The sequence below is a fragment of the Pseudomonas sp. 5Ae-yellow genome, assembly GCF_014077575.1.
Lineage (GTDB): Bacteria > Pseudomonadota > Gammaproteobacteria > Pseudomonadales > Pseudomonadaceae > Halopseudomonas > Halopseudomonas neustonica.
In genome coordinates, this window is record NZ_JACGWE010000037.1 from 1 (window position 1) to 20080 (window position 20080).

Consider the following 20080-nt stretch of genomic DNA (forward strand, 5'->3'; position numbering starts at 1 on the left):
CTCGGTCAGCCACCTGTTTGACGGCTTCAATTTTAAATTCTTCGGTGTAGCGTGAGTTGCTCATTGGACCTCCTGGGTGCCTCGATTATAAGGCCTGGAGGTGTCTACGAAACTAGGGGCGATTCACGCGTCGTTGTCGGTTTGGGCCAAAGTGGTCCAGATAGGTCTATTGCAGTCTCGGGGCAAAGTGTAACGTTGAGTATAGTTATTTCTTGTTTCGTAAAAAAAGTCGTTATAAAACAGTGTTAACACACTCATGCATCATGGGGGTGTGTTGGGAAGAAGCGGGTTTATCTTTTTTCATCGAGTTTGCAGCTTTAATCGTTAAATTGAGTAGGCGCGAACGGGTTTGGTAGCCTGAACAACCAGTACAACGACTGGCTGTCGCGGAAGGCTTACGGTATGGGCGCCGAATTGGCAGCAAGGTTATCATGCTGGCCAGAACAGCTGCAGATTGCGCGGGTGCATTTTTTAATGTGCTGTGAAAAAAAGCTCCTGCCTCATAGGCGGTAGTCCTATCAGTCGATTACCGCCTATAGCCAGTCTGGCGCCAGTGTTTCAGCTCGCTGCAGTAAACAAAGAGCCCGATCCACTGTCACAAGGGATCCCCTGCGTGCCCGCTAACGGGCATGCTGAGACTTTATTCGGTTAACGAGGTAAGCCATGTCGCAATATGACCCCCTGATTGATTCTGCAGCCGCCCGCCTGGGGCGTGTACTGGAGCACCTTGGTTGTCGTGTCACCACTGCCGAGTCCTGCACCGGTGGCGGGATTGCCGAAGCCATCACGCGTGTTGCGGGTAGTTCGGCCTGGTTTGAAACCGGTTTTGTAACCTATGCCAATCGTAGCAAGCAGCGCTGGTTGGGCGTAGAGGCAGAAGTGTTGGAGGCGAACGGGGCGGTAAGCGAACCCGTTGTGCAGGGGATGGCGACGGGCGCACTGGCAGCAGCCGAGGCGCAGTTCGCGGTTGCGGTAAGTGGAATCGCCGGACCGGATGGCGGCAGCGTTGACAAGCCGGTCGGTACGGTTTGGTTCGGCTGGGCGCTGGCGGATGGGCGCGTATTGACCGAGCGCAAACGCTTCCATGGCGGGCGTCGAGAGGTGCGCGCACAAACTGTGCTGCATGCGCTGGAGCGGCTGGTTGGCGAGGCAGAAAAACAGGCAGCGAACCGGTTATCAGTCTAAGCGAAAAAGGGGGTAGGCAACGCCAGACTTCTGTGGAACAATACTGACCAAATATACAGTACTTTCACTTATCGGGCGCCACCGGCCCCGCCAAGCCAAAGAGGATTCATAATGGACGACAACAAGAAAAAGGCACTTTCTGCTGCTTTGAGTCAGATTGAGCGTCAATTTGGTAAAGGCGCGGTCATGCGCATGGGCGATCACGAGCGCCAGGCTATCCCGTCCATCTCCACCGGTTCGCTGGGGCTCGATATTGCACTGGGTCTGGGTGGTCTGCCCAAGGGACGTATTGTTGAGATCTACGGCCCGGAATCATCCGGTAAAACCACACTGACGTTGTCGGTCATCGCTCAAGCTCAGAAAAATGGCGCAACCTGCGCGTTCGTCGACGCCGAGCACGCGCTTGACCCCGAGTACGCGGGCAAGCTGGGCGTTAATGTTGACGACCTGCTGGTCTCTCAGCCAGACACCGGTGAGCAAGCACTGGAAATCACCGATATGCTGGTGCGCTCCAATGCGGTAGACGTGATCATCGTCGACTCGGTTGCGGCGCTGGTGCCCAAGGCAGAAATTGAAGGCGAGATGGGCGATCACCACGTTGGTGTGCAGGCGCGTTTGATGTCACAGGCGCTGCGCAAGATCACCGGTAACATCAAGAATGCCAATTGCCTGGTGATCTTCATCAACCAGATCCGCATGAAGATCGGCGTTATGTTCGGTAACCCGGAAACCACTACCGGTGGTAACGCACTGAAGTTCTACTCTTCGGTACGTCTGGACATTCGCCGCACCGGCGCAGTGAAAGATGGCGATGAAGTTATCGGCAGCGAAACCCGTGTCAAAGTAGTCAAAAACAAGGTGGCCCCACCTTTCCGTCAGGCTGAGTTCCAGATTCTGTACGGCGCTGGTATCTATCACAACGCCGAGATTGTTGACCTGGGTGTGCAGATTGGTTTGGTAGAGAAGTCAGGCGCCTGGTACAGCTACAACGGCAACAAGATCGGCCAGGGCAAGGCCAATGCAGCCAAGTATATGGAAGAGAACCCGGCTATCGCTGATGAAATCGAAAAGGCTATCCGTGACAAGTTGCTGGCCAAGCCAAGCAAGCCGAAGGCAGAAGCCGAGGCTAGCGCTGAAATCGAAGGCTAATGTTGCAGCCTGATGCTCTCGCGTACGGTACTTGATACTCCTGCTTCAATTCGCCGCTCAGCAATGGATTTGCTGGCGCGGCGCGAGCATAGCTATACCGAGCTTTTGCGCAAGCTGCGCTTGCGCGGTGCAGGTACGGCAGAGGCTGAGATCGAGCTGGATCGCCTGGTCGATGATGGCTTGCTCAGTGATGAGCGCTTTTGTGAAGCATACGTATATGCCCGTAGCCAGCGCGGCTATGGCCCTGCCAAGTTGCGCGAAGAGCTACGCCAGCGGGGTGTTGCCGAGTCACTGGTGGAGCAGACGCTAGCCGGTGACGAGTGGGACTGGGCAGCGTTGGCGCGTCAGGTTTTTCACAAGCGCTTTCCCGAAGGTGAGGCGTCTGAGCCAGCGGCACGCGCCAAACAGCTGCGGTTCATGCAGTACCGTGGCTTTTCAGGTTTTCAGGCTGATTGGTAAAGTCGATCAGGGTGCGCAAGGCGCCGTGATCCCGGCCTCTGAACATAAAGCTCAAGCTCGTCAGACCACTAAATTCGTTGTTGTCTTCTATCTCGTTACTGCTGTGCTGGGTAAAGCCGCCATGCACGCATAGATGCGAGAAGCGCGTTTGCACCTGCTGCAATGCCTGTTCAGTCAGTGGCTGATTAAGCCGTAACAGGTACTGTTTGTCCTGCCATCGGGTTGAGTGGAAGTTACGGTAGAAGCTGATAATTTCCTGCATGGCTGCCTCCGGACTCTTTACCAGCTTCAACAGATGGAAGTCGTTATCTGCGATGTAGCCAGCGCTCAGCAGTTGTTCGCGAAAGAAACTCAACAGGCTATCCCAATAGCGACCTTCGGGCTCATCCAGCAGTATCACCGGGACCAGCGGGCTTTTTCCGGTCTGGATTAGCGTGAGCACTTCGAGGGTTTCATCCATAGTGCCAAAACCGCCCGGACAGAGCACCAGCGCGTCTGCTTCCTTGACGAAGAAGAGTTTGCGCAGAAAGAAAAACTTGAACCCCAGCTCGTGTTCGGTACCTCTGATGATGGAATTGGCACGCTGCTCGAAGGGTAGGCTGATGTTGAAGCCCAAGCTGTTATCCATGCCAGCGCCTTCGTGGGCTGCAGCCATAATACCGTCGCCGCCTCCGGTAATGGTCATGTAATCGTGTTTGCTCAGTGCCCGCCCCATGGATTTGGCTGTTTGATACAGCGCATGGGTGGGGGCTGTCCTCGCCGAGCCGAACACCGTCACTTTACGGCGACGCTTGAACAGCGATAGCCTAGCGAAACTACGCTCCAGTTCATGAATTGTCTGCAGCAGTATCTTGGCATCCCAGCGATTGCGATCGGCCTGCGCCATGCGTACTACTTCCAACAGCATGTCGCGATAGAGCGCCGCATTTTCGCTGCCGCCAGCGCAGAGCTGTACCAGCTCATCAATTTTGTCGGGTATCAGGCTACTGCCGGTTTGCCAGTGACGAGAAAGATAATCGACCGGCTCCATGTCGTCAGTCATGTCAAATCTCCGGTCGTTTGAGATGGCGTGTACGACGCTTTAAAGCGTTTGACAGTGCTCGGCAATAAAGCTCTGCGTGAGGACGGGCTGATTGCTGTCCTTGATGCTGAAATGATAGGTCAGAGTGGCACCCATATCGAGTAGCCGACGAAAGCGCAGATCAGTACAAACGCTCGCCTGCAGTTGAGTGCGAATCAGCAGTGGGTCTTCCTGCATGCGCTCTGCGTAAGCTTCGCTGACGGACAACCGGTTGATCAACTCGTCACCCTGAGCCTCAAAACCCATATCGGTAATATGCTCGTTCATGGCCCGTGGTGTGCCTTCGCTACTTTCCGCAGCCACTTTTTTAAGGGTGTCTTCCAGCTGTATGTCGCGTAAAGACGCTGCGTGTGCCGGGGCGGTTAAAAAAACGGCAAGCAGCAGGGGTAACCAACGCATGAAATTTCTCCAGTTCAGATGACAATATGACATGACCTACGGGTTCTGACCGCGCAGGGTGATTCTGGTTCGCCGAGGTGTGAATATCTTCACTTAGTCGCAGCAGCGGTGCAAAGGTAGAATACCCTTCGGTGCGCACCTGCACCTTGTAAATCGGAGACAGAAGGGCTATGACGGTGAATCAGGATAACGCAGTTCAGCGCTTGCGTGAGGCAGCAATTGCGCGGTCAACGCGTCCTTTTCTAGCCCGTGGCGCTCGAGTGAAGCGCTGTCCATCCTGCTTGCTGGCGTTGGCATCCTGTATCTGCGCGCGTCGCCCTGTGCTGCAGGCAGAGGTGACCTTCTGTCTGTTGATGCACTCCCTGGAGCCGCTCAAACCGACTAATACCGGCAGGTTGATCGCAGAATGCCTGGGCGACACCCAGGCTTTTGTCTGGGCGCGTACAGAGGTTGATCCGGGGCTACTGGCGTTGCTTGCGGACCCGCGTTATCAGCCTTACGTGGTATTCCCCGGGGAGTATGCCTTGCCAGATCAGCCAGTCTGTCGTGATTTGCCGGCGTCGTCCGGGCGTCGTCCCTTGTTGATTATCCTCGATGCAACCTGGACACAGGCGCGCAAGATGTTTCGCAAGAGTCCCTATTTGGCGAGCCTGCCGGTGTTAAGCATGGAAACTGAACAGCTGTCGCGGTATCGGCTACGCCGCTCAACCCGCGATGATCATCTCTGTACCGTCGAAGTTGCCACAGCCTGTCTCGGATTGGCTGGCGATGCGCAGGCAGCGCAGCAACTAAACCAATACTTCGAGTTATTCACTGATGCTTACCTGAGTACCATTCGCTTGAGACAAGATGACGCCTGATAGGTGTATCAAGCGTCCTGTAGAAACCGTCCTGCTAGTGGTGTCCAGCCGGCTCCTGTTGCACTGGCACCGGTTGCTTGCGGCGTTCAAGGTAGATTGGGATTAACTGTGCTGTCAGCATCCCGCCGAGCATCAGCGCACACCCCAACAAACCGCGCGGGCTAAGGGTCTCGCCCAGAATTAGCCAGCCTGCGAGAGCGGCGAAGACGGCTTCCAGACTAAGTATGATGGCCGCGTGTGAGGTGATTGCATCTTTTTGTGCCACTACCTGCAGAGTGAAGGCGACGCCGACTGCCAGCACACCTGCGTAAAGAATCGCGGGTAGCGCCTGTTGAATCATCGGTAGCTGGATAGGTTCGAATATAAAGGCCAGTACCAGACTAACAACCGCACAGACCACAAACTGTATGAAAGACACCAGGATAGCGTCATAACGGCTGGCGAGTGCGCCGACCATGAGCACGTGTGCTGCCCAGAAACCCGCGCCTACCAGTTGTAGCCAATCGCCGGAGGCGACCTGAAAGCCAGGACCCACACTCAGCAGTACCATGCCGACCAACGCCAGCAACGCGCCAGCCCAGGTTCCCTTGTGCGTGCGCATGCCAATGAATAGACCAAACACGGGGACAAGAATCACGTACAGCCCCGTGATAAAGCCGGAGTTGGTGACGGTCGTAAACATCAGACCAATTTGCTGCAGATTGATGCCGATCGTCAGTACCCCACCCAGCGCCAGACTGCCCAGCAGCATTGGTTTACTTAAGCGCGCGCGGGCATCTGGCTTGGTGGGTTTGCGCAGCAGCCAGATCAGCGGTAGCACCGTTAGCGCGCCGACCAGAAAGCGCAGGCCGGTATAAAGGAAGGGCCCGATATGGTCCATCCCCAGTCGCTGAGCAACAAAGGTACTGCCCCAGATCATGGCGGTGAGGAGCATCAGCGCGTCGGCGCGGTAGTGACGAATATTCATTGGGTGTAGCTCGGCAGGAAAAACCCGATTATCCTGTGTCCGCAGGGCGGAAAGCCAGATACAGTTGTGCCCGCTTACTGTTTTGTACTGTGGCCAAAGTTGCATTGACTGCCTGTGTGGCGGCTGGCACTCTCAAATAGATAAAAAAACCATAACAATAACGACGCTTCGGGATAAAACGCATGGGTCTTAGTTACGATATTCTGATTGCTGACGATCACCCACTGTTCCGTAGTGCATTGCGTCAGGCGCTCGCTGCCGGGCTCGGTGAGTCGGTCACGCTGAATGAGGTCGGCAGTATTGAAGGGCTGCAGGCGCAGCTTGCTACCCGCTCGCAATGGGATCTGGTCCTGCTCGATCTCAACATGCCCGGCGCCTATGGTTTTTCCGGCTTGGCCCAGCTGCGGGGCCAGTTCCCACATATCCCCGTTATTATGATCTCGGCCCAGGAAGAGTCCTCCGTCGCCCGGCGGGCGAAGGATTTTGGTGCCAGCGGTTTTATTCCCAAATCGGCCACGCTGGAAGCCATTCAGGCGTCGGTTCAGGCGGTGCTCGAGGGCGGCGTTTGCTGGCCTGATGGCCTGGATGACCCGCAAGGCATGACGTCCGAGCAGCAGGACATCAGTACCCGCGTTGCCAGTCTTACGCCACAGCAGTTCAGAGTGCTTACCATGGTCTGTGATGGTCTGCTGAATAAACAGATTGCCTATGAGCTGGATGTGTCGGAAGCGACCATCAAGGCGCACGTCACCGCGATTTTCCGTAAGCTGGAGGTGCGTACCCGCACCCAGGCCGCACTGGCTTTGCAACAGATGGAGCTAAGCAAAACCGGTTAGCTGGATGCTGTTGCCTCTACGACTGAAGTCTGAGCGTCGGGTGCTGGGCAAAGCCTTGGCGCGCTGCCAGACTAGTGCCTGGCAACGAACGAGATGAACCCCCTGCAATGATGCTATCCGGCGGTCTGGTCGCCCTTATCTTTCTGCTCTACATGGCGCTGCTGTTCGTCATCGCCTTCTGGGGCGATCGTCGTCGCGCTGAACTCAACCCGCGCCTGCGTGTATGGGTGTACAGCCTGTCGTTGGCCGTGTGGTGCACCAGTTGGACCTTCTTCGGTGCTGTCGGCATGGCGGCAGACCAGCTCTGGGGTTTTCTACCCATCTACCTTGGTCCGGTTCTCTTGTTCCTGTTTGGCTCCCGCCTGTACGCGCGCATGATCGCCATCAGCAAGCAGGAAAACATCACTTCAATCGCTGATTTTATCGCCTCGCGTTACGGTAAATCCCAGACGCTGGGCGTCGTGGTGTCGCTACTGTGTCTGGTCAGTGTGTTGCCTTACATTGCGTTGCAGCTGAAGGGCATAGTGCTGGGCTACAACTTGCTCAGTGCTGCGCCCCTGGTCGGCGGCGTGCCCACAGACGCGGTGGGGGCAGAAGACACGGCCCTGGTGGTGACACTGGTGTTGGCGTTGTTCACGGTGTTATTTGGCACCCGCAGTCTGGATGTGACCGAGCATCACCGTGGCATGATGCTGGCGATTGCCTTTGAGTCGCTGGTCAAACTGCTGGCATTTCTGGCGGTGGGTATCTTCGTTACCTTCGGCTTGTTTGGCGGTGCGGTCGAGCTGTTGACCGATGCTCGCAACAACGCCGCCTTGGCTGCTTACTGGCAGCAGGATACGCCGGTGCTGAGCCTGCTATTCCAAACGGTGATCGCGATTCTCGCCTTTGTCTGCCTGCCGCGGCAGTTTCAGGTAGCGGTGGTGGAGAACAGCGAGCCTGGCGACCTTCGTTTGGCTCGGTGGGTGTTTCCGGTTTATGTGATTTTAGCCGGGCTCTTTGTTATTCCGATCAGCCTGGCAGGGCAGATGACCTTGGGTTCCGGGTTATCTGCCGACTCCTATGTGATCAGTCTGCCGCTGCTGCAGGGCCATCCGGAGTTGGCGTTGCTGGCTTTCCTGGGTGGTGCGTCGGCCGCCTCCGGCATGGTCATTGTTGCCGCGATTGCACTGAGTACCATGGTCTCCAACGATGTGGTGCTGCCGGCGCTACTGCGCAGCAAGACGCGTCCCGAACATTCCTATGAGCAGTTTCGCGGCTGGCTGCTGAATGTACGTCGCACCAGTATTCTGATCATCCTGCTGCTCGCCTATGTGGTCTATCGCCTGATTGGCTCGGATACCAGTCTGGCGAGTATTGGCCAGGTTGCTTTCGCGGCCATTGCTCAGCTCGCGCCGGCAATGTTTGGCGCTTTGTTCTGGAAACAGGCCAATCGCACCGGCGTACTCGCTGGTCTGCTGGTGGGTGTGGTGCTTTGGCTTTACTTGCTGGTATTACCGCTGGTAGGCGCCGGTTTGAGCTGGCAGGTCAGCGGTTTGCCACTGGTCGAGGGGATGCGCGCGGCGGCACTGCGCTGGGACCTGGATGTCCTGACTTTGGGCAGCCTGGTGGCGTTGACCGGTAACTTTATGGTCTTCGTGGTCGGCTCGCTGTTCAGTCGCACGCGCGTACTGGAGCACTGGCAAGCGAGCCGCTTTGTCAGTCAGGATGCGCAACCCTGGAGTGACAGCCCCAGCCGGGTATTGCTGCGTGTGCGGCTGGACGATCTGCGTGAACTCGCCGCGCGCTTTGTTGGAAGTGAGCGTGCCGAAGCCAGTTTTGCAGCCTATGCGCGTAGCCAGGGCGGCAGTTTCTCGGGCAGTCAGACGGCTGACTCTGGCTGGATTACCCTGACCGAGCGCTTGCTGGCCGGGGTGCTGGGCGCCTCGTCTGCGCGCATCGTGGTAAAGGCAGCCATTGAAGGGCGCGACATGCAGTTTGACGATGTAGTGCGCATTGTCGACGAAGCCTCGGAGGTGCTGCAGTTCAACCGGGGTTTGCTGCAGGGGGCAATCGAGAATATTACCCAGGGCATCAGCGTGGTGGACAAGTCGCTTCGGCTGGTGGCCTGGAACTACCGTTACCTGGAGATGTTCGAGTACCCCGAAGACTTGATCACTATCGGCAGGCCTATCGCCGACATCATCTTGCACAATGCGCAACGCGGTCTCTGTGGTCCCGGTGACCCGCAGGGGCATGTGGATAAACGTATTGGTTGGATGCAGCAGGGCACGCCGCACCGCTCCGAGCGCCTGTTTCCCAATGGCAGCGTAATCGAGATTATCGGCAACCCCATGCCGGGCGGCGGTTTTGTTATGAGTTTCACCGACATTTCCGACTTTCGTAACGCGGAGAAGGCGCTGCAGGAAGCCAATGAAAGCCTGGAACAGCGCGTTTCCGAGCGCACCCAGGAGCTATCGACGCTGAATCAGGCGCTACTGCAGGCCAAGGCGCAGACCGAGCGGGCCAGCCAATCCAAGAGTCGCTTTCTAACCGCGGTAAGTCATGATCTGATGCAGCCGCTAAACGCGGCCCGGCTGTTTTCCGCCTCGTTATCACATCAGCAAGGGTTACCCGGCGAGGCGCCACAGCTGGTGCGGCATCTGGATAGCGCGCTGAGCTCGGCGGAAGAGTTGATAACGGATCTGCTGGATATCTCGCGGCTTGAAGCGGGGCGAGTGACGCCTGAGCTTAGCGATTTTGCCTTGAGTGATCTGATTGAGCCGCTGCGCATCGAATTCAGCGCGTTGGCGGCGGAGCAGGGCATTGATCTGCGCGTGCATCCCAGCCACCTGCGTGTGCGTTCCGATATCCGTTTGCTGCGTCGCGTGCTGCAGAACTTTCTGACCAATGCCTTTCGCTATGCCAGCTCTGCCCGAGTGGTGCTGGGCGTACGCCTGCAACAGCACAGCGTGCGGCTCGAGGTCTGGGATCAGGGGCCGGGTATCGCCAAGGATAAGCTGCAGGTGATATTTGAAGAGTTTCAGCGCTTGGACAGCCACCGCACCCAAGCCGAAAAGGGGCTAGGGCTGGGCCTGGCAATCGCTGACGGCCTCTGCCGTGTGCTGGGGCATCCGCTTAACGTGCGCTCCTGGCCGGGCAAGGGCAGCGTGTTCAGCGTTACCGTGCCGGTTGCCCAGCAGGGTCGGCTGCAGCGCTCCCCCGAGCCGGTGATTGAAAGTCTCCCTGAACTGCAGGGCGCGCCGGTGCTGTGTATCGACAATGAAAGCAGCATTCTGGCTGGTATGCAGAGTTTGCTGGGGCGTTGGCATTGTCAGGTCGCCGTTGCGCGCAACCGCGATGAAGTGCGCGCAGTGCTGAAACGCGGTTTTGTTCCGCAGCTGGTATTGGTGGATTACCACCTGGATGCGGGCGATACCGGCACGCAACTGATGGTCTGGTTGCGCGAGCAGTTGGGCGGCGATCTGCCAGGTGTGGTGATCAGTGCCGACGGTCGTCAGGAGCTGATCAGCCAGATCGAGCTGGCCGGCCTTGAATATCTGCCCAAACCAGTCAAGCCGGCGGCTCTGCGTGCGTTGATCAGCCGTCACATTGCGCTCAATTGAGCCAACTGTTGTTCCCCAGCTGTATCTTTTCGCGGCACGGCTCACAGGGTAGGGTAGTGGCCTGATATTGCTGGCTCGCGCAGTGCGCGATCTTGATAAACGGACGTTGTTACCTATGCCAACTCCCCTGAAAGCCTTCGCCTGTGGCGCGCGCGATACCTTGCCGATGCTGCTGGGTGCGCTGCCGTTCGGTATTATTTTTGGCACCCTGGCAATTGCGTCAGGCTTGTCCATGCCTGCCACACTGCTGATGTCGGCCCTGGTCTTTGCTGGTTCGGCGCAGTTTATCGCGGTTAGTCTGGTGGCCTCCGGCGCAGGCTTGCTGGTTATCCTGGTCACTACCTTGATCGTTAATCTGCGGCATATGCTTTACAGCGCCAGCATGCTGCCCTACGTGCGGGATTTACCGCAGCGCTGGAAAGTCCCCCTGGCGTTCTGGCTGACTGATGAAACCTTTGCCGTTGTCCATCGGCATTATCTGGACGCCAGTGCGCCTACCGAGCATAAGCATTGGTACTTTCTTGGCTCCTGTATCGCCATGTATAGCAACTGGTTTGCCTGCACCCTGATCGGTGCGTTGCTGGGTAGCTCCTTGCCCGGCATGGCAGGTTGGGGCCTGGACTTCGCCATGGTCGCGACCTTTATTGGCATTGTGGTGCCGCTCCTGCGCACCCGTCCGATGCTGTTGTCTGCCGTGGTGGCGGGTGCCGTTGCCCTTGCGGCGCATGCTTTGCCTTATAAGCTGGGACTGATGTTGGCAGCCTTGGCCGGGGTCTGTGCGGGCGTGCTGGCTGAGCGCTGGGGCGCAGAGTCAGGCAAGCTGACCGGAGGTGTTGATGAGCCTGTTTGAGATAGCGCTGATTGGCGGCATGGCGCTGATTACCTTCGGTATTCGCTACGGCCTGTTTGCCGTAGGGCACCGGGTGCGTTTCAATCCGCTGGTTAGCCGGGCACTGACTTACGTGCCGGTGGCGGTGCTTACCGCCATTATTGTGCCAGCCATGCTGATGCCCGGTGACGGCGGCATGCAATTATCCTGGCACAACGCCTATCTGGTCGGTGGTTTGGCCGCCATTGTTATAGCGGCACTGTCGCGCAATCTGCTGGCGACCATCTTCGGCAGCATGCTGCTGTTTTTTCTCTGGCGCTGGCTGCTGGCTTAACAGCGCGCTACCAGAGTGAAACGCGTTTGGTGCTTATTGCCACAATCAGCAGGCTCAGTGCCGCAACCGAAATAATGCTGGTAAAGCCGATGACGGTAGTAGCAAAGCCGACCACATCGCTGAAAAAGCCTACCCCCAGCACCACGGTCGCCATGGTCAGATAAGCCATCAAATAGAACGCGGAGATAATGCCGCCACGTTGCTCCGGTGGTGCCACGTTGCTGATCGAGGCAATAGCGACCACGCCGGTAGCACCCGCGCCACCTGCGGTTGCCATGGTGGCCAGAGTAAATAGCCAGGGCGAGCTGGTCATCACCGCAGCGGCCATCACACCCAGGCCAATGATCAAAGTGGTGGGACCCACGATCAGCATGCGGTCGACCGGTTGGCGTTTGCAGGCAAACTGGCTGATCCCGGCCATCAACTGCCAGGCGGCGGCGAAGAGCCCCGCGTTTGCTCTATCGCTGATACCAATCAGCTTGGTGGCCAGAGATGGGCCCAGCGAGGCGTACAGGCTCCCCGTTGACCAGGCCAGGCAGATAGCGGCAGCAGCAAAGGCAAAGGCGCCCAGCAGCTCACGCGGCACCTTGACCGGCGTTGGTCGCCAGGCACTCCAGCGGAACTCCGGGTGACGTTGGCCAATATGCGACGGCCAGGGCGCCAGTATCAGTAACGCGATGGTCGCGAGGGTGAGCACAATGGTGACGATAAAGGGCCAGGTCAGAGCGCCGGCTCCCCACTTCAGCGCGAACGAGCTCACGGTAGGGCCAGCAAAGGCGCCCAAGGTGAAAAACAGCGCAGACAGGGTGGCAGCGCGGGTCCAGTTTTCGTTGGGTTCCAGCTCGACCAGCGCAGCGGATGAGGCGCCGGTGACAATCCCGGTGCCGATGCCGGTGAGCACGCGCGCGGCGCCCAGGGCATAGATATCCGTTGCCAGCATAAAGGTCACGGCGCCGGCCATGATGAATAGCAGGCCGGGCACCATCATTTGTCGACGGCCGAGCTTGTCCGACAGCGCGCCCAGTGTCAGCAGTGTGCTGACTACACCGAGCACGTAAATCGAGAACACAGCGGTTAGCGCTGCGGACGAGAAGCCCCATTGCGCCTGCCAAACCGAGTACAACGGTGTAGGCAGGTTGGAGGCGAAGATGGTGGTGAAGATAGCCATCAGCGCCGCCGACATCGCCAGCCCGCGACTATCCGTAGCTCCTGTGGTCTGCCCTGCGCCCGCCATGTGCCGCCCCCATTGATGGAAAGAAGCGCATTATCGCAAAGAACCACCTTCAAGGGGCGATGGTTCGTGCATCACGGTTGCTGATGGGGCGCCAGTGACAGGGGCGCTGCCAGCTCTGCCAGGGAAATACCGTAGTCATCATCCAGCGCGCGATAGCCCAGCGCTTGCAGTTGCGAGAGGTCAGCGCGCGGGGCTGGCCAGAGCTGGGTCTGCGCAATAATGCGCATTCGGTCCGAGTCTGGCTCCTGCTTGGCCAGGGCAAAGCGGAACGGATGATAGCCCGTCATACCCAGCCGCAGGTCAGTGGCAACCCACTGCTGGTCGATAAGATCAAAGCGCAGTCGGTCGCCGGTAAACCAGCGCAGGCGTTCGTATTGGGTGGAGCCGGCCATTACCTGGTCTGCCGCGCTGGCGTGACGCGGCAAGGCCACCAGCCTGGGCGGCGTGTCATCCAGCCAACTGACCAGGCCTTCGTAGTACTGATCGCCGTCGATGGCCATCACCCGCCACAGTAGGGTATTGAAAGGCGTGGTGAGCTGAAGGTGATCTGGGCCTCAATCTGTTGCGCCTGCAAGGCCTGCTGTAATCGCGACTCGGCCATCCACTTGCCGCCCAGGGTGCTGGCCAGATACAGCGTGCTTAGCGCCAGTCCCGCGTATTGCCAGCGCAGGCCCGAGCGCTGCAAGCCCACCGTCAGCCCGACCAACATGGCCAGTAGCAGCGGCAGGGTATACAGCGGATCGATAATAAAGATGCTGGAGATCGCCACTGGCGGGGTGGTTAACGGCCAGAACAGCTGGGTGCCATAGTTGGTAAAACTGTCGAGCAGAGGGTGGGTGCAGAGCACCAGAAGCAGGGTAAGCCACAGCCGTTTAGCGCTGTAGGCGGCCGGTGTACCAAGGTTACGGATCGCCAGGGTTATTAGTGTTGCCAGCGCAGCCAGCACAAAGAGCGAGTGGCTAAAGCCGCGATGATAGGTCATGTCGGCCACGGCATCGCCGTAGTCCAGCAGCACGTCCATATCGGGCAGGGTTGCCAGCATGGCGCCGTATACCAGCGCTTTGCGGCCTTGCCAGCGGCCAAGCATGGCGCCTTGAATCGAAGCGCCAAGCACTATCTGGGTAACTGAATCCAAAGCCTGTGCTCCACGAATTTCAGCCTAGAGGCTAATACAAAAACGCCGTGCAAAGCACGGCGTAATCGATTCGCTATGTTACCGGGTACTCAAGACAGGCTGTGCTGCTTGTCCGCCTCAATCGAGCTGTCCAGCAACTCCAAAAATGCCTTGCGGGTTTTCAGCTTGGTGTTGCGGTGCGCCGTCATGTTCAGACCGGCCAACTGCTTGGCCATAGCCAGCGCTGTTGCTTCCAGTTCTTCAGCAGGTACCACCTTATCCAGAAAGCCTGCATCGACCGCATCGGCCGGATCAAACATCTCGGCGTTGATCACCGAGCGATTGAAGGCGCTAGGCGTTAGCCGCGCGCGCGCCAGCTCGATACCCACATGGTGCATGGTCATGCCGATCTGCACCTCGTTCAAACCAATCTTGAACGGGCCTTCTACGCCCAGGCGGTAATCAGAGGACAGCAGCAAAAACGCGCCCTTGGCGACCGCATGCCCGGTGCACACGGTGATGATCGGGAAGGGGTGTGACAACATACGGCGCGCCAGGGTAGAGCCAGAAGCAACCAGCGCCTTGGCCGCGTCAGCGCTGGAAGTCATGACCTTAAGATCATAACCACCGGAAAGAATGCCGGGCTTACCGCTCAGAATGACCACGGCGCGGTCTTTTTCGGCTTGATCCAGCGCCGCATTCAGCGCCGCAACCATATCTGGGGAAACGGCATTCACCTTGCCGTTATCCATACCCAGGTGGGCAATGCCGTCGGCAAAACGATAGGAAACCAGGTCACTCATGAGGCAATCCTCTATATCAAAGTCAGGCGGCAAAGCCGTCTCGGGAAAACCTCAGTTTAACAACTAAATCCTGACTGACGAGTACTGGTTACCGATCGGCGTCGGTGGGGCATAAAGCAGAAAAAGGGTTTGCCAAAATCCAGTGGTTTCGGTACATTAGCGCGCCTTGGTAGCCGGGCCATGCCCAGCGATCAAGCCGCAATGCGGTTCCGGAGAGGTGTCCGAGTGGCTTAAGGAGCACGCCTGGAAAGTGTGTATACGTTAATAGCGTATCGAGGGTTCGAATCCCTCTCTCTCCGCCAGACAATTAATGAAATCAATAGCTTACGAGTTATTTTGGTTTCTTGCCAACAAAAGCCCCAACATACCCGCATCGGTTGTTGGGGTTTTTTTGCGTCTGGCCTTCAACCGATATTCCAGTTCCACTAAAGCTGCGAAATCTTGTTGTCGACGCGCCGGACAAAGTCCGGGGTCGATTCAAAGCACACCTCTTCGGTTCCTGGCTCCGCTGCAGATCACGTGTGTTGAAGACGGACGACCACCTTTGCTCGGGTCTTTGACCAGTTTTAAAGGAGGTAACCAGTCTTTCTGCCTACCCAGTGCTCCCACCAAAATAACCATAGCGCGTTTATAGTCCACAGCAGTAGCGGCGCTATACCCGGCCAGCCCTTCGTTTCTGACGTATTGCAGGTGCTTTAACCTGATCTGGTCAGGACGCTGAGCCTCAGGAAATTTTTCACTAATCATGACGCATATTTTGTTCAGGCGACCGATGACTTTTCTCTTGGTGATTTCCGAGGATTTCCTATCAAAGCGCAACCGTTTTAGAATCAGGCTGATATTCATCAATATCCACCCACGTAGCAGCTAGAAACCTGAATCCTTCCATGACCTAGAGCCCGGGCTACCTCTTCCCTAGCTTTTCTATCTAGCTCTCGGGGAGCAGCTGTACCGTTCAATGGTGGTACGCCGGTTATGGACTCATACACGTCTGCAGCAAAAGCGGCACGCAGTTCTCTATAGCTGATAATGTCAAAAGAACGCAGCACGCGACGACACCTATTGAGCTCTCGTTGATAAAATGTTTTAACCGTTTCGATTTTTGCTAGCAGACATCGGGAACCGATTGGGCGGGTCCTCAATGCGAACTCGAGTGACTCTATTCGCTCAGGCGTCGCTGATAACCAACGATCAGTGCTTTTACGTCCACCTTTGCAGCCTTCCAGGATACAAGCGCCACCAGTGGTTATAACCTCACGATGCATCCGTTGGAGATCTTGCAAGGTAGCCTCCTGAGCGCGCATGCCCCAATGGCGAGCCAACAAAACTACGGCTGCGCCTCGTCTATCTCCTTGGTCTAACATCTTTGCGACCGCTTGGGTTACAGCTCCTTGATCTGCATTCGCTGGCTCCTCTCGGACATGGCTTCGAGACTTATTCAAGGCGCGTAGCGCTGATAGCGCGATCTTCGAGTTCCTGCGCATCGCGAACAGTACCGTGTTCGCGGTCGAGATCAGATTGTGCGCATACGCTGTCGAGATTGACTTGTCTGCATCTCCATCTGGCCAAACGTAGTCACCCTCTAAACGACACCTCAGGTACTCCCCATATGAATCGAGTGTCGATTGGGTAATCAATCGCGCGTCGACCAATCCTTTTTTTCTGCAGAATCGTGCAAAAATCCGTAGCCGATAGTTATGCGTTCGCCGAGTGCCGTAGTGATCACGGTCACCGTAAAAAATATTCAGTGCCTGAGACATCGAATATCTGAGCTGGCGTCCAAAACCAAAATTTCTCCTGGCCGCTCTTTTCATAGTTTTTTTCATCATTTTTTTACCTGTGTTTGTTGGTGGTGCAGCTGCGCGTGGTGAGCCGCTCCGGTTGGGGCAGGGCCGCATAGTTTGACGTTTCCCACGCACGCGTCCCTGCCCCTAACCGAAGTCAGATTTTTAACCATTTGAGAGTTCCTCATAGGCGGGTGGACGACGTTGTGTGCTGCTGCGAGCACGTTGGAATCTGCTGCACCGGAATCCGATCCCGATTTGGGACCAGGGGGCATGGGCTGGCTCCTTTTCATCGAGGCCGTGTAGCAGAGTGGGGTGCCAGAATGGACTGGCCGAATTTTGACTAAATCGCATCGGCATGCCGGGTTGAAAATCCGGTGGAGGAGGTCGGCCGATTGAGTTTTGTCCGGGTTCATGTTCCGTTTTGGTTCGGAAAATGATTGGTATCACTTTGAAATTGTTGAAATTTGTTTTATTGAACGGGGTCCATCTCTTAAACGTTTGCACAATTTAAAAAAACCGTCGCGGTATATAAATAGCGCATGACGGTGCTCAGAATCAGGCCATAAAGGCGTTGGGATGCTGCAGTTATTCGGCGTCCAGCTCACCATCTCTTTGTTAGTTCCTCGGCTCTGAGCAGAGGCGTAGGGTGTAAAACTTTAGCCCGCAGAGGGGGATGCCTGAAGTCATCACGGATGTCTTTCAAGCCTTCGGATATGCCCTGCCATATGCAAAGCTTTGATGGGTATTTGGCGTCTGCCAAAATTTAAATGCTGATTTGGTACGTGCCCAGCTAGCGCGTCAGGCTCAGCCTGAAGAAAATTTAGTGTCGCTGAATTTTAGCGTCTTGGGGCTCGTCTAAATGCTGAATTAGGCGATTAACCCATGGAGGTTGGATTTTTACACGCTGCCAACCGGGGGATGGTCAGGAGTAAAGGGGCAGGCTCGTCCTAAGTCGGCATTGCCAATCCGTGCAGGCTGTAGCTAGGCGTCGGAACTGGAATTGCTGTCTGAATCGAGATCGGATCTGATGCGCTCTAAAAGCTCCTGTACGGTCATTTCCGGTTGCTCTCTGAGGTATGACGCCACCAATACTGAAATTGGATGCACGCCTAAATTCTCTGAGATTTTCTCTACCCCGTCGATTGTGTGTTTTTTTAAACCGAGCTCCAGCTCGCGAGAAATTCGCTGATGTTTCATGCACTAAATCTCCTGAGATGATCCCGCTTTTCTGGTCCGGAATTTGGCCGTTGTAAGCGTGGTTGTGAATCAGGTCTCATTAAAACAGACATCCGAAAAGCTCGAAATGAACACTATAGTCTGCGTGAGAGGGCGGCTTGTGTACTCGATGAATTGCTTCGGCATCTAGTTGGACGGATCAAAGACGGGGACGATCTGGAAGCGCTGCGCGGCAACCGCATTAATTCGATGCCGCTAACTGCAACGCAGATAGTCTCAACCAAATACCGAGAATGCTCATACTGAGCAGCCGATTGTGGTCAATCCGGAGCCTGAGGCTAGCCTACGTCGGAGCTTTGAGGGTGCTGGGGAACTCTTCTGTATCAGTCGACGACATCCAGATCCGATTTAACGCGCTCGAAGAGGGCGTCAATCGTAGTACCCGGATTTGCAGCCAAGTAGGTTGCTACCATTATTGATACCGGATGGATTTCCAGCACGTCTGAGATCTGCTGAATTTTGTCGATGGTTGGAGACTTCAATCCCCTCTCTAGCGAGCTCATGTAGGTCCGGCTGCTAATGTCTGAAAAATCCTCTTGGGAGAGATTTCTCTTATTGCGTAGTTGTCGGAGAGCGACGCCAAATGCCTGCTTGAGATCCATATTCCACCCAGAAAATGGTCTTGATACAGTCTTTGAACACTATAGTGCTACAATCTATAGAGTTCATAAAGGTTGCGAGGCGAGCTTCCGGTTGCGTACTTTGGCCTAACAGGGAGAGCTTGCAGGCCTTCAAAACCATGGCCAGTATCCACGTCGACCAAAGCGATTGCATAAAGCCGCGTATCAGTTTTGACGATTTTTTTCGTGAAGATAAACGCAATGGCTTTGTGTTATCACGAGATATGGCGGCGCCTGGATAGCTCAAGCAGTCAGTTCAGGTCTACCATTGCTGAGAACCTGACAACCCGCTATCCATTGCGTAAACCGAACCGAAATTTAATTGACCTCCGACTTGAAGGCCTTTGGAGTGACACATGACACTGCCGCATGAAAGAACAAGATCACTCGTCCAAGCTGGAGAATTGCTGGCCGAGATTTCCAAGAATTCTTTGCTGCCGGAGGAAATAAGAGCTCAGGCCAAAGTGGTCCTGCGCCATTACCCGTCGAGTAAAGAGATTTTGCTTATAGGTAAGCGTGATGAAATGGCCGCCGATCCTTTTGGGCCATGGCTTTCATCAAATACCAAAAGCTGAGCAATCCAATCTTGTAAGAAATCCGCAGCAGGAGCAGAGCTTCCGGGCTCGACCAAGCAGCTTATGAACACTATAGTGCTACAGCCTATAGTGTTCATAAGAGGAAGGCCCAATGTACTGGATGCACAAATTTACTAAGCAGCAAGAGCAGACCGAGAAGGGCAGGGAGCCCTTTCCCTCAGCAATTACAGCACTATTGCCTGAGCTAGTGTTCGTTATGTCCTATTCGGAGCCTTCAGATGACCAAGGCAACTGGAGTGGCCGCACCAAAATGCTTAATAGCATTCAAGAGGTCATTGCAGAGCTGAACGCCGCAGCGGCTAGCTGTGACTTGATAATCCACAGCTTTTACCTGATTACGCCCATTTGCGGTGATACGGGTCCATCAAACCAGATGGAGCAATTACACAGGGTTACTGCGGAGACGTGGGATGTTGCGGGGTTTCCTTGCTTCGGTCTCAGGTGTGAAGTCGATGATGATATTGTCTACAATTTCATACCCACTGCAGCACCCGATTCGCTCAAACAGTCAGAGCTGCTTTTCCAGCACTCAATGGATGCCAGCACGCTTTTAACCGCGTGAATCGCTGTTAATTAATCGGTTTCCGATATCGGAAACCGTTTTGCTCCAATAGCAAAGCGCACGCCCGGGGTAACTTTATGCCGTGGCTGGGCCTGACTGAGGATTTGCTCAGTGCCGTCGGGTAATTCGGCAACGATAAAACCGTTTTTTGACAGCACGATTGTTTGGCCAGAGCGCTTTGCTCTCTCGTAAGCCGCATTGGTGGCCAGAGCTGCCAGAGCTGGAAATTGTTCTTCAAGCTCTCGTGTGGCTTCATCAGATAGTGGGTGTTTGGTGGATATAGTCATAGCCTCTTACTCCACGAACGCTTTTTGCTTTCCTCGCTAGATAATAACCTAGTGAAAGCCATTGGGGCGGCTCTATCGACCTCGTTTACCTAGTCTCGATTTAGAGTATTGAGCATCCATGAAATTTGGGGCGATTC

The 20080-nt window shown here is 56.0% G+C and carries 21 protein-coding genes and 1 tRNA gene; 11 read left to right on the forward strand and 11 right to left on the reverse strand.

Annotation, left to right across the window (positions count from 1 at the left end; genetic code table 11):
* Window positions 1-663: 663 nt before the first annotated feature.
* The 3 genes from H4J77_RS16005 to H4J77_RS16015 all read left to right on the forward strand — a co-directional run bounded on the left by H4J77_RS16005 (window position 664) and on the right by H4J77_RS16015 (window position 2793).
* A complete protein-coding gene (locus tag H4J77_RS16005; protein ID WP_123891237.1) occupies window positions 664-1185 on the forward strand; it encodes a nicotinamide-nucleotide amidohydrolase family protein in 522 nt (173 codons plus the stop codon).
* Window positions 1186-1296: 111 nt separating this feature from the next.
* Window positions 1297-2334, forward strand: coding sequence for a recombinase RecA (gene recA, locus H4J77_RS16010; RefSeq protein WP_123891236.1), 1038 nt, complete (start codon window positions 1297-1299; stop codon window positions 2332-2334).
* A gap of 12 nt (window positions 2335-2346) precedes the next feature.
* On the forward strand, window positions 2347-2793 hold the full coding sequence (locus H4J77_RS16015) for a regulatory protein RecX (protein WP_123891235.1): 447 nt from the start codon (window positions 2347-2349) through the stop codon (window positions 2791-2793).
* Here the strand turns inward: H4J77_RS16015 and H4J77_RS16020 are convergent.
* Both H4J77_RS16020 and H4J77_RS16025 read right to left on the reverse strand, forming a co-directional pair.
* On the reverse strand, window positions 2750-3835 hold the full coding sequence (locus H4J77_RS16020; RefSeq protein WP_235869796.1) for a TIGR00730 family Rossman fold protein: 1086 nt from the start codon (window positions 3833-3835) through the stop codon (window positions 2750-2752). The genes H4J77_RS16015 and H4J77_RS16020 overlap by 44 nt on opposite strands.
* A 39-nt stretch (window positions 3836-3874) precedes the next feature.
* The gene (locus H4J77_RS16025; RefSeq protein ID WP_123891234.1) at window positions 3875-4273 is read right to left on the reverse strand and encodes a PA3611 family quorum-sensing-regulated virulence factor; all 399 of its coding nucleotides are present in this window, start codon (window positions 4271-4273) and stop codon (window positions 3875-3877) included.
* A 170-nt stretch (window positions 4274-4443) separates the two neighbouring features.
* Here H4J77_RS16025 and H4J77_RS16030 point away from each other — a divergent pair, with 170 nt between their 5' ends.
* Window positions 4444-5133, forward strand: a complete 690-nt coding sequence (locus tag H4J77_RS16030) for a tRNA-uridine aminocarboxypropyltransferase (protein WP_123891233.1) — start codon at window positions 4444-4446, stop codon at window positions 5131-5133.
* A gap of 34 nt (window positions 5134-5167) precedes the next feature.
* On the opposite strand, the gene H4J77_RS16035 is transcribed toward H4J77_RS16030, so the two are convergent.
* Window positions 5168-6100: a DMT family transporter gene (locus tag H4J77_RS16035; protein WP_123891232.1), complete on the reverse strand. Its 933-nt coding sequence runs from the start codon at window positions 6098-6100 to the stop codon at window positions 5168-5170.
* A 182-nt stretch (window positions 6101-6282) separates the two neighbouring features.
* Between H4J77_RS16035 and H4J77_RS16040 the strand changes: the two genes are divergently transcribed.
* From H4J77_RS16040 to H4J77_RS16055, 4 genes are all read left to right on the forward strand, one after another.
* Window positions 6283-6936, forward strand: a complete 654-nt coding sequence (locus H4J77_RS16040) for a response regulator transcription factor (protein ID WP_123891231.1) — start codon at window positions 6283-6285, stop codon at window positions 6934-6936.
* A gap of 107 nt (window positions 6937-7043) precedes the next feature.
* A complete protein-coding gene (locus tag H4J77_RS16045) occupies window positions 7044-10541 on the forward strand; it encodes a PAS domain-containing hybrid sensor histidine kinase/response regulator (protein ID WP_123891230.1) in 3498 nt (1165 codons plus the stop codon).
* Between the two features lie 115 nt (window positions 10542-10656).
* Entirely contained in the window at window positions 10657-11391 is a 735-nt protein-coding gene (locus H4J77_RS16050) for an AzlC family ABC transporter permease (RefSeq protein WP_123891229.1), read from the forward strand.
* Window positions 11378-11704, forward strand: a complete 327-nt coding sequence (locus H4J77_RS16055; protein WP_123891228.1) for an AzlD domain-containing protein — start codon at window positions 11378-11380, stop codon at window positions 11702-11704. The genes H4J77_RS16050 and H4J77_RS16055 overlap by 14 nt, the downstream gene beginning before the upstream one ends.
* Before the next feature lie 7 nt (window positions 11705-11711).
* Here the strand turns inward: H4J77_RS16055 and H4J77_RS16060 are convergent, their stop codons facing one another.
* The 4 genes from H4J77_RS16060 to H4J77_RS16070 form a co-directional block, all read right to left on the reverse strand.
* Entirely contained in the window at window positions 11712-12938 is a 1227-nt protein-coding gene (locus H4J77_RS16060) for an MFS transporter (protein ID WP_123891227.1), read from the reverse strand.
* Between the two features lie 71 nt (window positions 12939-13009).
* Window positions 13010-13438 (reverse strand): hypothetical protein, encoded by a 429-nt coding sequence (locus tag H4J77_RS20215; protein ID WP_305955067.1) that lies wholly within the window; start codon window positions 13436-13438, stop codon window positions 13010-13012.
* Window positions 13438-14073: a metal-dependent hydrolase gene (locus H4J77_RS20220; RefSeq protein ID WP_305955066.1), complete on the reverse strand. Its 636-nt coding sequence runs from the start codon at window positions 14071-14073 to the stop codon at window positions 13438-13440. Before H4J77_RS20220 ends, H4J77_RS20215 begins: the two co-directional genes overlap by 1 nt.
* Before the next feature lie 89 nt (window positions 14074-14162).
* A complete protein-coding gene (locus H4J77_RS16070; protein ID WP_123891226.1) occupies window positions 14163-14855 on the reverse strand; it encodes a crotonase/enoyl-CoA hydratase family protein in 693 nt (230 codons plus the stop codon).
* A 211-nt stretch (window positions 14856-15066) separates the two neighbouring features.
* Between H4J77_RS16070 and H4J77_RS16075 the strand changes: the two genes are divergently transcribed.
* Window positions 15067-15157, forward strand: a tRNA-Ser gene (locus H4J77_RS16075).
* Window positions 15158-15332: 175 nt separating this feature from the next.
* Here H4J77_RS16075 and H4J77_RS16080 read toward each other — a convergent pair.
* The 3 genes from H4J77_RS16080 to H4J77_RS16090 form a co-directional block, all read right to left on the reverse strand.
* Entirely contained in the window at window positions 15333-15701 is a 369-nt protein-coding gene (locus H4J77_RS16080; protein WP_123891225.1) for a hypothetical protein, read from the reverse strand.
* A 1922-nt stretch (window positions 15702-17623) separates the two neighbouring features.
* On the reverse strand, window positions 17624-17839 hold the full coding sequence (locus tag H4J77_RS16085; RefSeq protein WP_123891224.1) for a hypothetical protein: 216 nt from the start codon (window positions 17837-17839) through the stop codon (window positions 17624-17626).
* A 362-nt stretch (window positions 17840-18201) separates the two neighbouring features.
* A complete protein-coding gene (locus H4J77_RS16090) occupies window positions 18202-18480 on the reverse strand; it encodes a helix-turn-helix domain-containing protein (RefSeq protein ID WP_123891223.1) in 279 nt (92 codons plus the stop codon).
* Window positions 18481-18854: 374 nt separating this feature from the next.
* Between H4J77_RS16090 and H4J77_RS16095 the strand changes: the two genes are divergently transcribed.
* Both H4J77_RS16095 and H4J77_RS16100 read left to right on the forward strand, forming a co-directional pair.
* Window positions 18855-19073: a BPSL0761 family protein gene (locus tag H4J77_RS16095; RefSeq protein ID WP_123891222.1), complete on the forward strand. Its 219-nt coding sequence runs from the start codon at window positions 18855-18857 to the stop codon at window positions 19071-19073.
* Window positions 19074-19185: 112 nt separating this feature from the next.
* On the forward strand, window positions 19186-19656 hold the full coding sequence (locus H4J77_RS16100; protein ID WP_123891221.1) for a hypothetical protein: 471 nt from the start codon (window positions 19186-19188) through the stop codon (window positions 19654-19656).
* 11 nt (window positions 19657-19667) lie between these two features.
* On the opposite strand, the gene H4J77_RS16105 is transcribed toward H4J77_RS16100, so the two are convergent.
* Window positions 19668-19943 (reverse strand): hypothetical protein, encoded by a 276-nt coding sequence (locus H4J77_RS16105; RefSeq protein WP_123891220.1) that lies wholly within the window; start codon window positions 19941-19943, stop codon window positions 19668-19670.
* Window positions 19944-20080 lie beyond the last annotated feature (137 nt).

What these genes read in the sequence shown, in the direction of transcription:
- H4J77_RS16005 (WP_123891237.1), top strand. Translation starts at nt 664, where the DNA reads ATGTCGCAATATGACCCCCTGATTGATTCTGCAGCCGCCCGCCTGGGG.
- recA (WP_123891236.1), top strand. Translation starts at nt 1,297, where the DNA reads ATGGACGACAACAAGAAAAAGGCACTTTCTGCTGCTTTGAGTCAGATT.
- H4J77_RS16015 (WP_123891235.1), top strand. Translation starts at nt 2,347, where the DNA reads ATGCTCTCGCGTACGGTACTTGATACTCCTGCTTCAATTCGCCGCTCA.
- H4J77_RS16020 (WP_235869796.1), bottom strand. Translation starts at nt 3,835, where the DNA reads ATGACTGACGACATGGAGCCGGTCGATTATCTTTCTCGTCACTGGCAA.
- H4J77_RS16025 (WP_123891234.1), bottom strand. Translation starts at nt 4,273, where the DNA reads ATGCGTTGGTTACCCCTGCTGCTTGCCGTTTTTTTAACCGCCCCGGCA.
- H4J77_RS16030 (WP_123891233.1), top strand. Translation starts at nt 4,444, where the DNA reads ATGACGGTGAATCAGGATAACGCAGTTCAGCGCTTGCGTGAGGCAGCA.
- H4J77_RS16035 (WP_123891232.1), bottom strand. Translation starts at nt 6,100, where the DNA reads ATGAATATTCGTCACTACCGCGCCGACGCGCTGATGCTCCTCACCGCC.
- H4J77_RS16040 (WP_123891231.1), top strand. Translation starts at nt 6,283, where the DNA reads ATGGGTCTTAGTTACGATATTCTGATTGCTGACGATCACCCACTGTTC.
- H4J77_RS16045 (WP_123891230.1), top strand. Translation starts at nt 7,044, where the DNA reads ATGATGCTATCCGGCGGTCTGGTCGCCCTTATCTTTCTGCTCTACATG.
- H4J77_RS16050 (WP_123891229.1), top strand. Translation starts at nt 10,657, where the DNA reads ATGCCAACTCCCCTGAAAGCCTTCGCCTGTGGCGCGCGCGATACCTTG.
- H4J77_RS16055 (WP_123891228.1), top strand. Translation starts at nt 11,378, where the DNA reads ATGAGCCTGTTTGAGATAGCGCTGATTGGCGGCATGGCGCTGATTACC.
- H4J77_RS16060 (WP_123891227.1), bottom strand. Translation starts at nt 12,938, where the DNA reads ATGGCGGGCGCAGGGCAGACCACAGGAGCTACGGATAGTCGCGGGCTG.
- H4J77_RS20215 (WP_305955067.1), bottom strand. Translation starts at nt 13,438, where the DNA reads ATGGCCATCGACGGCGATCAGTACTACGAAGGCCTGGTCAGTTGGCTG.
- H4J77_RS16070 (WP_123891226.1), bottom strand. Translation starts at nt 14,855, where the DNA reads ATGAGTGACCTGGTTTCCTATCGTTTTGCCGACGGCATTGCCCACCTG.
- H4J77_RS16080 (WP_123891225.1), bottom strand. Translation starts at nt 15,701, where the DNA reads ATGAATATCAGCCTGATTCTAAAACGGTTGCGCTTTGATAGGAAATCC.
- H4J77_RS16085 (WP_123891224.1), bottom strand. Translation starts at nt 17,839, where the DNA reads ATGAAACATCAGCGAATTTCTCGCGAGCTGGAGCTCGGTTTAAAAAAA.
- H4J77_RS16090 (WP_123891223.1), bottom strand. Translation starts at nt 18,480, where the DNA reads ATGGATCTCAAGCAGGCATTTGGCGTCGCTCTCCGACAACTACGCAAT.
- H4J77_RS16095 (WP_123891222.1), top strand. Translation starts at nt 18,855, where the DNA reads ATGACACTGCCGCATGAAAGAACAAGATCACTCGTCCAAGCTGGAGAA.
- H4J77_RS16100 (WP_123891221.1), top strand. Translation starts at nt 19,186, where the DNA reads ATGTACTGGATGCACAAATTTACTAAGCAGCAAGAGCAGACCGAGAAG.
- H4J77_RS16105 (WP_123891220.1), bottom strand. Translation starts at nt 19,943, where the DNA reads ATGACTATATCCACCAAACACCCACTATCTGATGAAGCCACACGAGAG.